10 protein-coding genes are annotated in these 12,241 nt (G+C 43.5%); 3 read left to right on the plus strand and 7 right to left on the minus strand.

Going from position 1 to position 12,241, the window contains the following annotated elements; genetic code table 11:
• Position 1: 1 nt before the first annotated feature.
• Positions 2-580, minus strand: a complete 579-nt coding sequence (locus FFM64_RS02970) for a thymidine kinase (RefSeq protein ID WP_137606518.1) — start codon at positions 578-580, stop codon at positions 2-4.
• A gap of 215 nt (positions 581-795) precedes the next feature.
• On the opposite strand from FFM64_RS02970, the gene FFM64_RS02975 reads away from it, so the two are divergent.
• The gene (locus tag FFM64_RS02975) at positions 796-2,142 is read left to right on the plus strand and encodes a Mur ligase family protein (RefSeq protein WP_137606519.1); all 1,347 of its coding nucleotides are present in this window, start codon (positions 796-798) and stop codon (positions 2,140-2,142) included.
• Position 2,143: 1 nt separating this feature from the next.
• The gene (locus FFM64_RS02980; RefSeq protein WP_137606520.1) at positions 2,144-2,866 is read left to right on the plus strand and encodes a type 1 glutamine amidotransferase; all 723 of its coding nucleotides are present in this window, start codon (positions 2,144-2,146) and stop codon (positions 2,864-2,866) included.
• A gap of 202 nt (positions 2,867-3,068) precedes the next feature.
• On the opposite strand, the gene manA is transcribed toward FFM64_RS02980, so the two are convergent.
• The 3 genes from manA to FFM64_RS02995 all read right to left on the minus strand — a co-directional run bounded on the left by manA (position 3,069) and on the right by FFM64_RS02995 (position 6,870).
• Entirely contained in the window at positions 3,069-4,034 is a 966-nt protein-coding gene (gene manA, locus FFM64_RS02985; protein ID WP_137606521.1) for a mannose-6-phosphate isomerase, class I, read from the minus strand.
• A 71-nt stretch (positions 4,035-4,105) separates the two neighbouring features.
• Positions 4,106-5,125: a serine hydrolase domain-containing protein gene (locus FFM64_RS02990; protein ID WP_137606522.1), complete on the minus strand. Its 1,020-nt coding sequence runs from the start codon at positions 5,123-5,125 to the stop codon at positions 4,106-4,108.
• Between the two features lie 716 nt (positions 5,126-5,841).
• Positions 5,842-6,870, minus strand: a complete 1,029-nt coding sequence (locus FFM64_RS02995) for a branched-chain amino acid aminotransferase (protein ID WP_137606523.1) — start codon at positions 6,868-6,870, stop codon at positions 5,842-5,844.
• 169 nt (positions 6,871-7,039) lie between these two features.
• Between FFM64_RS02995 and FFM64_RS03000 the strand changes: the two genes are divergently transcribed.
• Positions 7,040-7,402, plus strand: coding sequence for a hypothetical protein (locus tag FFM64_RS03000; RefSeq protein WP_171000274.1), 363 nt, complete (start codon positions 7,040-7,042; stop codon positions 7,400-7,402).
• Between the two features lie 116 nt (positions 7,403-7,518).
• Here the strand turns inward: FFM64_RS03000 and FFM64_RS03005 are convergent, their stop codons facing one another.
• Genes FFM64_RS03005 through FFM64_RS03015 form a run of 3 tightly spaced genes read right to left on the minus strand, consistent with a single transcriptional unit; the run spans position 7,519 to position 12,121 of the window.
• The gene (locus FFM64_RS03005; RefSeq protein ID WP_137606525.1) at positions 7,519-8,487 is read right to left on the minus strand and encodes a hypothetical protein; all 969 of its coding nucleotides are present in this window, start codon (positions 8,485-8,487) and stop codon (positions 7,519-7,521) included.
• 14 nt (positions 8,488-8,501) lie between these two features.
• A complete protein-coding gene (locus FFM64_RS03010; RefSeq protein ID WP_137606526.1) occupies positions 8,502-10,391 on the minus strand; it encodes an ABC transporter ATP-binding protein in 1,890 nt (629 codons plus the stop codon).
• Positions 10,391-12,121: an ABC transporter ATP-binding protein gene (locus tag FFM64_RS03015; protein WP_137606527.1), complete on the minus strand. Its 1,731-nt coding sequence runs from the start codon at positions 12,119-12,121 to the stop codon at positions 10,391-10,393. Before FFM64_RS03015 ends, FFM64_RS03010 begins: the two co-directional genes overlap by 1 nt.
• Positions 12,122-12,241 lie beyond the last annotated feature (120 nt).

The raw sequence follows: 12,241 nt of genomic DNA on the forward strand, positions 1-12,241 counted from the left end.
CTCACTTTGTTAGTTTCGGCGGATAGAAGTAGTGACGACGACAAACGGGATAGTAAGTTTCATTTCCCCCAATTTGGACTTGCTTACCTTCATAAACTGGTTCGCCTTCATGAAAGCGCAAATTCATAATCGCCTTTTTGCGGCAGAACCAACAGATGGTCTTCATTTCTTCAATTTTATCCGCATACAGCAACAGATATTTCGACCCTTCAAATAGGTCATTTCTAAAATCGTTTTTTAAACCAAAGGTCATCACGGGGATATTGAGTTCATCCACCACATGTGCCAGCTCTAAAACATGATGTTTTTTTAAAAATTGGGCCTCATCAATTAAGACACAAGCTGCATCTGAATTAGTCTTTTTAACAACTTCAAATATGTTTGTCTCATCAAACACCGGCATTGCCTCACGCTTCAGCCCGATTCGACTTTTGACAAAGCCAACACCATCACGGTTGTCTAATCCGCTCGTCATAATGATCACGGATTTATTTTGTTCTTCATAGTTGTGAGCAACTTTTAAAATTTCAATGGTCTTCCCACTGTTCATTGCGCCATATCGAAAAAATAACTGTGCCAAAATCTCGGTCCCCTTTTCAAACCCATATTCTTTTTAATTATAGCTGATTTAACCGTTAATTTCAGCAACCAGCCGTGAAAAACCCTTAATGATTTCATAAATGCAGGTAACAAGCGGGATAAACGCTTTTCTTTTATAAGCGTTCAGTATAAAATACTTGAGAGAACAGCTGCAGAAGTCAGCTTTTATTTATACAGTTAGGGGTTCATATAATTATGTCAATCAAAAGTACCGTGGCCACTTGGACCGGAAAATCCGCTTATTGGTTCTTGCACACCTTTCGTGGTGGCGGGAGCTCCTTACCGGGAAAACTCGCGTTAAAACTCGATCCAGCCATTTTAAAACAACTTGCCAAAAATTATGACGTCATCGTCATTACGGGAACGAACGGGAAAACCTTGACAACCGCACTGACTGTCAAAGTATTAGGAGAACAATATTCTGACATTTTGACTAATCCGAGTGGATCTAATATGAAACAAGGCATCGTCACGACCTTCTTGACCGCCCCCAAGGCACACCAAAAACCATTAGCCGTCCTTGAAGTTGATGAAGCTAACGTGATCATGGTAACAAAATACATCACACCAAAAGCCTTCGTCTTCACGAATATTTTCCGCGATCAAATGGATCGTTATGGTGAAATCTATACGACCTATAAAAAAATCTTAGATGGTGTGGCATTGGCACCCGAAGCCACGATCATTGCCAACGGTGATTTACCGTTATTTAATTCTAAAAAATTACCGAACCCCATTTTATATTATGGTTTCGATTACCAGACTGATACCGATGAACAAGCTCCTGCCAATACCGATGGCTTGTTGTGTCCACGTTGTCAGCATATTTTGCACTACCACAGTCGGACCTATAGCAACATGGGCAAGTACTTCTGCCCTCACTGTGGCTTCGAGCGGCCACAATTGACCTATAAGTTGAATGTCCTGACTAGCATGACACCAACTTCATCCGACTTTGAAATTAATGGTCAAGCGATGCATTTGAACATCGGTGGTCAATATAATATTTATAATGCGCTGGCAGCCTTTGCCGTTGGCCGTTTCATGGACGTGAAACCAGCCAAGATTGCGCATGCACTAAGTGAAAATGATGAACAAGTCTTTGGTCGCCAAGAAATCTTCCATGTCGATGACAAAGACGTGACGTTAATTCTAGTGAAGAATCCAGTTGGGTTGAACCAAGTCTTACAAATGATTAGCACGGATGAGCGACCATTCTCTTTTGCCGCCTTGCTCAATGCTAATTATGCCGATGGGATTGATACCAGTTGGATCTGGGATGGGGATTTCGAACAATTACCCAAATTAAACGTCCCCGCTTACATCAGTGGCGGTGAACGGTATCGCGACATCACCTTCCGTTTGAAGGTGGCCGGTGTCCCAACCGATAAGCTAACGATTGTCCCTGATTTAACGAAAATGACTGCTGAAATTCAAAAACTGCCAACGAAGCAAGTTTACGTGGTCGCTACTTATACCGCAATGCTTCAATTACGGAAACAACTTGCTAGTCAAGGCATTATTGATGGGGGGATGGCTTAACATGACCTATACTTTAAACGCCGCCCACTTATACGGCGACTTAATGAACACGTACGGCGATATTGGCAATATCTTAGCAATGGGTTATTATGCCAAAGCTGTCGATGCAACAATTAACACCGAACTCATTAGTTTAGACAACCCATTTGATCCCGCCAAGTATGATTTCGTTCTCTTTGGTGGTGGTCAAGACTACGAACAAACGATTGTCTCAAAAGACTTACAAACCAAAAAGGCCCCATTAACTGACTACATCGAAGCCGGTGGCCCCTTCCTAGCAATCTGTGGTGGCTTTCAAATGCTTGGCCATTACTACATCGGCGCCCAGGGTGAAAAAATCCCTGGGATCGGGGCCCTTGATCACTACACCCTGAGCCAAGACAACAATCGGTTCATTGGTAATATCACCATTAAAAACGCCGAAACTGGTCAGACCTATTATGGTTTTGAAAACCATAACGGAACCACTTTCCTCGGCAAAGGTGAACGGCCACTCGGCGACGTCATCCAAGGTCATGGAAATAATGGCAAAGATCAAACCGAAGGCGTTATTTATAAGAATACTTTTGGTTCTTATTTCCACGGCCCAATCTTGGCTCGTAATGAAGCCCTCGCCAAGCGAATTCTAAAACTCGCCTTACAACGTAAATACCCAGATGGCGATTTTAGTACGCTCGATCAATTACATGAAGACCTCACAAAAAATGTGGTCGTTAAACCGTAAAACGGTTTGCCCGCTCTCCAATTCATGGTGAGCGGGATTTTTTGACACAATTGAGACACCCCCTTAACCCATAAATAAAATTTATAGACTTTTTGAAAGCGTTTCTGGATTTCCTGATAGTATCAGTTAATCACTAAAAAAAAGATTGATAATCGCAAATTACGATTATCAATCTTTTTTATAGTTTAAAGGGGTTAACTTTCTAAGCTTGATCCCCAGGTTCAGAAGCAATAATTTGTAAATCGCCAGCTAATGTCCATTGCTTGACATCGAATGGCAAAATAAAATGCACACCCTTTTCCAATGGATAAGCCTTACCGTCAACTGTGATACTCCCCTTACCTGCTAGAACAGAAACCAAGGTATAAGGTGCTTTACCACGATTGAAGGTTGCTTGACCATCCGTTAAACGCCATTGCCAAACACCAAAGAATGGTGATTGAACATATTTCGTCACGGTAGCATCGCCAACTTGAGTCTTCGTAATGTCCAATTTAGGATCTTCGTGAGGCACGATCGTTGTATCAATCGATTGTTGTAAATGCAGTTCACGTTTTTGACCAGTCGTCTTGTCGACCCGATCCCAATCATACAACCGATAAGTCGTATCAGAACTCTGTTGCGTTTCTAAGACCATGATTCCTTTACCCACAGCATGAATTGTGCCAGATGGGACATAAAGAAAATCGCCAGGTTTAACGGGAACACGACGGAACAATTTGTCCCATTCGCCATTGTGAATCCAGTCAGCCAATTGTTGCTTAGTTTTAGCGTAATGACCGTAAATCATCGTTGCACCAGGTTCAGCAGCGATGACATACCAGCATTCTGTTTTGCCAAGTTCGTGTTCATGTTCGGCCGCGTAGGCGTCATCAGGATGAACTTGAACCGACAAATCTTCACTAGCATCCAAAATCTTCGTCAATAATGGGAAAACATCTCCCTTAGCATTGCCAAAAACATCACGATGTTCTGCCCAAACCTTGTCCAGAGTCATGCCTTTGTATGGCCCATTTTCAACCGTTGCTGGGCCATGGGGATGAGCGGAGATTGCCCAGCATTCACCAGTGTGGTCACTAGGAATGTCATAACCAAAGTCAGATTTTAACCGGGAGCCACCCCAGATTTTTTCATGGAAAACAGGTTTTAAGAAATAAGGTTCACTCATTATGTGCACGCTCCATTTACTCAATTTATAGTTAAATTTTAGCATACATGAAAGCGGTTGTGAAACCGAACCTAATGATTTGTAACCGCATCCGCAATCCAAGCAGCAATCAATCGCCGTCGCGCCGGTAAAAAGCTGGCATTGTTGACCACTGGATGCACCCGATTCGATAAGAAAATGAGCGCCGATTGACTTTCACGGTCCAACATCAAGAGCGTCCCCGTATAGCCCGTATGGAAAATAATTGGTTCATGATCCGCACCAGCATGCCACAAATTCCACCCAAAACTGCGCCGTAGATGATGATTCGGGGTCCAATCATGATACAGACTCGTAATGGTCGCAGGGGCTAGCACTGCGGTATTATCTGTTTGCCCCAACATAAACTTTGAAAATTGCACCAAATCGGCGACACTCGCAAACAACCCCGCTGAGCCACAGTGTTCACCTAAAATTTGGCCTTTCGGATCGTGCACAATGCCCTGTAATAACCCGGCTTTCTGCGAATAGGTCGTGGGCACTGCCTGTGCCGGATTCGGGTGAAAAGTGGCGTCTGGCAGTCCAAGCGGCCGAAGCACCCGCTCAGTCACCGCCGTTTGAATTGACTGCCCAAGGATTTTTTCAATAATCATGCCAGTCAGAATCAACCCTAAATCAGTATAGACGACGCGATGGTTAAGATTAAACTGGCTAATGGGTAATTTTTGAATTGCAGCCAATAAGTCAGCCGCCGGTAAGCCATTACGGTTCTGAATATACCCGCTAATGCCGCTCGTATGGGTCATCAGGTTCAACACAGTCACCTCATGATTCTCAAAGTCCGGCAAATAATCGTGCACTGGCCGATCAATATCCAATCGACCGGTTGCCATCAGTTGTAGCGCCACAGTGGTCGTGCCAATGACTTTTGTCACTGACGCCAAATCATATAGCGCATGTGGCCAAAGTGGCTTAGTTTCAGGCTCAATTTCAGCCACCCCGACTTGTGCTTGTTCAACCTTATCCCCACGAATGACCGCATAGCTGGCACCCGGGATGATTTTACCAGTTACCATTCGCTGTATTTCTGTTTTTGTGCGTTCAAAACCCATTTTTAACACTCATTTCTCTCAGATGTTGGCTAACTCATAACTTTTTTAATTAAATCCTAAAGCTTGAAAGTTAAAAAATGTCGGTCTGCGCCACTATGTCAATAATCAGGCGGTGAAAACTTGTCAATTACTTCCGGTTGTTGCTGATAACATGCGAACGAGGGACCGGTTCAAGCCATAGAAACGTCTTGAACCTCGCCCGGGAACTTTGCCAAAATCACAAATCTCCCGGACCGTCCGTGGTGTATGACCGGCAAAAACGCCGGTCAAACGCCACCTGCACGTCCGATGTTATCAGCAACAACCTCCAGCTAATCAGTATTTTTTAAGAGATAAATTAGTTATTTATTGATCAGCGGAGTCAGTCAGAATCGGTGTGCAGTGTCGACAAGAATAGTCTGCGTTCTTGGCTGACTATTCTTGTGGGGCAATTCAAAGACGTGTTTTATCGGCTTTAAATTGAGGCACCAGACCGTACTATGGCTGGCGCCGTCCCTCACAGCACACCGATTTTGACTGACGGAGCGCTGGGGCGAGTCTACTTTAGACGTAATGGTTACTGGTACTGGGACATTTGTGATGCTTTTGAGTCCTTCAACCTTTAGTTAACCTCAATTATAGTGGAAACGGCGGTAACTAACACGCCTAATTATGACTTTTTCAACTCACAAAAAAGCGCACCAGCCAATTTGACTAGCACGTTCAATGTTTTCAACTTAATCTAAGTCTACCTTTTGAATCCAGCCTTCAGGCGCTTCACGGTCACCGAATTGAATCCCAGTTAATTCATCGTAAAGTTTCTTCGTAACCGGACCTACTTCAGTTTCACTATAGAACACGTGTAAGTTACCGTTGTGTTCAAGACCACCGATTGGGGAAATCACCGCCGCAGTCCCACACGCACCAGCTTCGGTGAAACGGTCTAAGTCGTCAATATACACGTCGCCTTGTTCCGTTTCCATACCAAATTTATGTTCAGCCAAATAAAGTAATGAATACTTTGTGACGGATGGCAAGATAGATGGTGACTTAGGAGTCACAAACTTATTGTCTTTAGTAATCCCAAAGAAGTTTGCGGAACCAACTTCTTCAATCTTCTTATGTTCAACGGGATCAAGATAGACACAGTCAGAATAACCATTCGCATGAGCTTCTTGGCCTGGGAACAAGCTGGCCGCGTAATTCCCACCAACTTTATAAGCCCCGGTCCCTTTATGGGCAGCTCGGTCATAGTTGGACGTTGTGAAGTTCGTTGGCGTCATCCCACCCTTGAAATAACTCCCAACGGGCATTGCAAAGACCGTAAAAATATATTCTTGTGCCGGATGGACACCGATATTACCGCCGACCCCAATCATCAAAGGACGTAGGTACAGGGTTGCACCGGTACCATATGGTGGCACATAGTCTTGGTTAGCTTTAACGACTTGCTTTACCGCATCCACGAACATGTCTGTTGGCACTTGTGGCATTAATAGCCGTTCACAACTCGTTTGCATCCGCGCCGCATTGCGATCTGGACGGAATAATTGGACGCTACCGTCCTTGGTCCGATAAGCCTTTAAGCCTTCAAAATCTTGTTGACCATAGTGTAAGGCAGTGGAGCCTTCACTAATATGTAAAGTTGCATCACCAGTTAATTCATGCTTAACCCATTCGCCATCTTTATAATAAGCGCGATAACGATAAGGGAGATTCCGATAATTGAACCCCAAGTTATTCCAATCTAGTTGTACATCTGCCATTTAAGTCAACTTCCTTTATATGTAATTTATTCCAACTCAACTTGCTAACTGGTTCAGCAAAACAAAAGTTAATTAATTGGAATTTAATTAAAAGATTAATAGTTTATGAGAGCTTTGTCAAGTCACTCCTGAAAAGATTTTTCATGAATAGCGGTTGTTTTTTGGTATAATAGACTCAAATTTAACAAAGGACTGGTTCGTCGTGGCTATTAATTCTGATTCAATTTATAATGTCTTGTTCTATATCGTCCATCACCCGGCCGAAATCACCTTTACCACGCCGGAATATACCAATGTCGTGCGGATGGCGATTCCTGATCGAATCAAAGTTGCGAATCCCGAAATTTACTTTCCAAACGACAAACTACTCGTCAATCGTTTTGAAGATGAATTCGTTGCTAAAAACGGTAACCTGTTAGACTTCTTCTTCGATTATACCGAGAAAAAAGTCCCTAATTATCATGAGGTCTGGGTCTCAACTGCCCATTTACCAAGCAAAAATCGCTATTTCTTAGAACTATCGTTTGAATAAGCTGAGTTATTCTTATCAATCATAAGCAGAGACGCTACTATTCAATTGTTTATCGCGCACACAAAAAAGCACTTACCATCGCCGTTTGGCGGTTGGTAAGTGCTTTTTTGATCCTGCTATTTTGTCATAAAGATAAACAAATCAGAACTAGAAACACCGATCGTAAAGTGCACACCTTTCGAGACAATTGGATCAATCGTCGTGGTACTGCTCTTATTACTCTTAGTTTCTTTGCCAAATTTCTTCATCACTTGCTTGGCATTGGCACCAGAAGTGCTACTCAATAATGCAAAGGCCGTGCCAAAGTTCTTTTGACGCGTTTTGTCTTTGAAAGCCTTCGTTGGGACGATCATCGCGGTCCCCATCACATCACCTGATTGGACGTTCATCCGAATCTTGTAATCCTTAGTGGTTAACACGTTGGTCACGCCGGTGGGCGCTTTGGTAGGTAATAATTCACCCTTGGCTTTCGCTTTTGCCGTCTTCATGCCCGCCGCAACGGTCTTTTGGCTCGCTTGTAAGCTTGCTGCTTGAGTTTGAAGTTTAGCGGCAGCGGTTTGTTGTGCCTGTAACGATGCTGCGCCAGTCGCCGCTTCACTCCCACCAGCGGCAACTTGAGCTTTCGCCTTCGTTACTGCAGCCTGCATTGACGCTTGCTGTTTTTTCAAAGCGGCGCCTTGAACTTGCAACTTTTGGGCAGCCTTTTGCTGCGATTTGGTCATTTTCGACCCAATCAGTGCTTGATTATAGGCCGTTGCCATTTGTTTATACGTCGTTAGCCGTTTAGCACTTTTGACATAAACTGTCTTTTTAGCATTCCCGGCTGTCAACTTGACCGTTTGGCGGGTTGTCTTGGGTGGTACTTGAATAATAAACGTATTGTTATGGACTTTAGCCGTTTTGGTTTTCTGACCATCTAAGCGGTAACTGACCGTCTTCTGATTACTGTGGCCCTTGACACTTGCAACCAGTCCACTGCGTGTGTACGTCGATTTAGTCGTCGTTAAACTGTCCTGACCACAACCGGCTAACACGACGGCGAGTAATCCAGCGGTAACGGCAACGAATGCTGTTTTTCGAAACACTTGACACCCCTCCTTTAATCTAAGCTAATATTGCCGGTAAATTGACTGTTATACAAATCAGCGTAGAAGCCGTTTTGCGCCATCAATTCTTCATGCGTCCCAGTTTCAACTACCGAGCCATGATTCATCACAATAATGTTATCAGCGCCTTGAATGGTCGAGAGTCGATGAGCAACCACGAAACTCGTCCGATTCTTCAAAAGCCGTTCCATCGCATGCTGAATATGAACTTCGGTCCGGGTATCAACAGAACTAGTCGCTTCATCCAAAATCAGGATTTCAGGATCCGCCACGAAGGCCCGCGCAATCGTCAACAATTGCCGTTGTCCTTGCGAAATATTTGAGGCTTCTTCATTTAAAATCGTTTGGTAACCGTCTGGCAATTTACGAACAAATTCATCGACATGGGCCGCTTTCGCCGCCGCATAGATTTCATCATCTGTTGCATCTTCACGACCATACTTTAAGTTATCAAAAATCGTCCCAGTAAACAGCCACGTATCTTGTAAGACCATGGCAAAATGCGACCGTAACGCTTCACGCTTCAAATCACGCGTGTCCACGCCGTTGAGTCGAATTGAACCACCCTTGATGTCGTAGAAGCGTTCCAACAAGTTTATGATGGTCGTCTTCCCAGCCCCAGTAGGTCCAACGATGGCCACCTGTTGGCCACGCTTAACATCTAAGTTGTAGTCTTTCATCAAAAGAGCATCGTCGCTATAGCCGAATTGGACATGTTCCAAACTAATTAAGTTATCGGTGTCCGTTTTCGCTGGAATTTCTGACTTCGTGTCAGTCATTTCATTTTCGTCCAAGACGTCAAAGACCCGCTCCGCAGATGCAATCGTCGATTGAATGGTGTTCATTAAGTTCGCAAGTTGCGAAATAGGCTGCGAGAATTGTTGGGTATATTGCAGAAAGGCTTGAATATTCCCTAAAGTAACATTCCCGTGAGCGACATCAATCCCACCAATAATGGCAACAAAGACATAACCAATGTTGTTCAAGAACATCATCAATGGCATGATAATCCCAGAAATAAATTGTGCTTTCCAGGCTGATTGATAATAATTTTCATTTTGTTCTTCGAAGTCATCAATCGCATCTTGTTCCTTGTTGAAACTCTTGATAACCACGTGACCAGCATAGTTTTCTTCAACTTGGTTATTTAATAACCCTAAACTCTTTTGTTGCACGCTAAAGAATTTTTGTGATTTCGGTGCAATCACACCAACAACGACCACACTCAATGGAATCGTAACCAGTGCAATTAAGGTTAACTTCCAACTAATCGAAAGCATCATCCATAACGTCCCGATAAATGTGACGGTACTCGTGACCAATTGCGTTAAATTTTGTTGCAACGTATTAGCAATGTTATCCATATCGTTGACGGCCCGACTCATAATATCCCCATTTGAATGGGTATCATAATATGAGATTGGGACATTTTGCATCTTACCCTTGAAGGAACGACGTAACTTGTAAACCGTCCCTTGAGAGATCCGCGTCATGATGTATTGTTGGATAAAGTTAAACAGCGCTGAAGCCACATACATTAAGATGACGACGAGGATAATTTCCCCAATTTTTTCAAAGTTAATGGGATAACCGGATTGGCTAATGCCCGCTTTTTGCTGAGCAGCCCCTTTCATAATCCCTTTATAGATTTCAGTGGTTGCTTCCCCTAAAATCTTAGGCGTCCGAATTTGGAAGACCACGGATGCAATCGCGAAAACCATGACGACCGCTAAACCGATCCAACGATCAGACATATACTTCATTAAGCGCCAAGTCGTTTTCCAAAAACTTTTGGGCTTTTCAACAAGGCCACGACCACCGGGGCCATGCCCTGGGCCGGCTGGACGCGCCGTGTTAACCGAAGAAGATTTCTTTTCACTCATTACAGTTGATCCTCCTCTCGTAATTGTGACTTCATGATTTCTTGATAAACTTCATTGTTAGCTTTCAATTCCGCATGAGTTCCTTTACCAACTAACTTCCCGTTATCTAATACAAGAATCAAGTCAGCATCCGCAACCGTCGCGATTCGTTGGGCCACAATCACGACAACCCCTTGTTGTACCTGGGCGTCTTGCCGTAATTCAGCTCGTAACTGTGCATCAGTCTTAAAGTCCAACGCCGAGAACGAGTCATCAAAAACATAAACAGAGGCCTGTTTAACCAAAGCACGCGCAATCGCTAATCGTTGCCGTTGTCCACCGGAGAAGTTACCCCCACCTTGTTCAACATGCGCATCTAAGCCGCCTTCTTCTTTAACGAAGTCCGTTGAACGGGCGATTTCAAGTGCGTGCCAAATTTGGTCATCGGTGGCATTATCGTTACCGAATTTCATATTGTCGCGAATTGTCCCGGTAAATAAGGTCGCAGTCTGTGGCACAAATGAAATGGCTCGGTGTAAGTCGGCCGTCTTCAAGTCACGAATATCTTGACCATCAAGTTTGATTTGACCAGACTCGATATCATAGAAACGTGGCATCAAATTGACCAGGGTCGTTTTCCCAGAACCGGTCCCACCAATAATGGCAACGGTCTGACCGGAATGCGCACTAAAATCGATATCCGACAATGCCAACTCTTCGGCACTTTGATATCGATAATCAACGTGATCGAACACTAAGTTGTGTTCCGTTGCAGCTGGTAAAGTCACGGGCTTTTCTGGATCATTAATTTTAGTTTTAATATCTAAGACTTCTTGAATCCGTGAGGCTGACGCAGCCGCCCGTGGAATCAGGGCAAAGACCATCGCCAACAACATGAAACTCATTAAAACTTGCATGGCGTAAGTCATAAACGCGATCATATTCCCAACTTGCATCGTTTGGCTACTGATTAATCGACCACCAAACCAAACAATCGCAACGTTGGTTCCACTCATGATTAAAGTCATAATTGGAAAGGCTAACGCCACAATGGTATTAACTTTAATTGCATTTTTCGTAAAATCTTGGTTGGCATCTTCAAACCGATCTTGTTCAAATTTATCTTGTCGGAATGCGCGAATGACCCGCACACCGGTTAAACCTTCCCGGAAAACTAAGTTGATCCGGTCAGTTTTGGTCTGCATTGCTCGGAACAATGGAATTGCAAACGCCATAATAATTCCAATAAAAATTAATAACACTGGGATCGACACAACGAAGATCCAAGTTAATTCATGACTCTTAGTGTAAGCTAAAAAGCTCGCACCAACCAACATGATTGGTGCCATGATCATCATCCGCAACGCCATCATCGCAACGTTTTGAATTTGAACCACATCATTAGTTGTCCGTGTAATTAATGAAGAGGTTTCGACTTTATCGAATTCGTCATTCGAAAAATTAATAACCTTCTTATAGATATCCGAACGTAAATTCTTCCCTAATTTTTGTGACGACCGCGCAGCTAGGAAAACATTCCCAAAGGCGGCAACAACTGACAGCAATGAAAAACCAATCATTTCAAAACCGATCTTCCAAATGTAACTAATATCACCAGTGGCGACCCCGTTATTCACAATATTGGAGGTCAAACTAGGTAGATTCAAATTGGCAATGACTTGAACAATCATAAATAAAATTGCTCCGACAACTGCCGCAATTGAGATCCGCCCTTTCGCTATTTTAAGCATCAACACGCTCCCCTTCACTAATATAATTATGCTAATGATAGTGCAATTATCTAATTTATCTAAAAATCAGTGTTTTGTCAACCATCTTTACAAGTCTCACGCAAACTATTGTAACGCAAC

Origin of the sequence: Lactiplantibacillus daoliensis (genome assembly GCF_005405005.1) — a bacterium.
Classification (GTDB): domain Bacteria; phylum Bacillota; class Bacilli; order Lactobacillales; family Lactobacillaceae; genus Lactiplantibacillus; species Lactiplantibacillus daoliensis.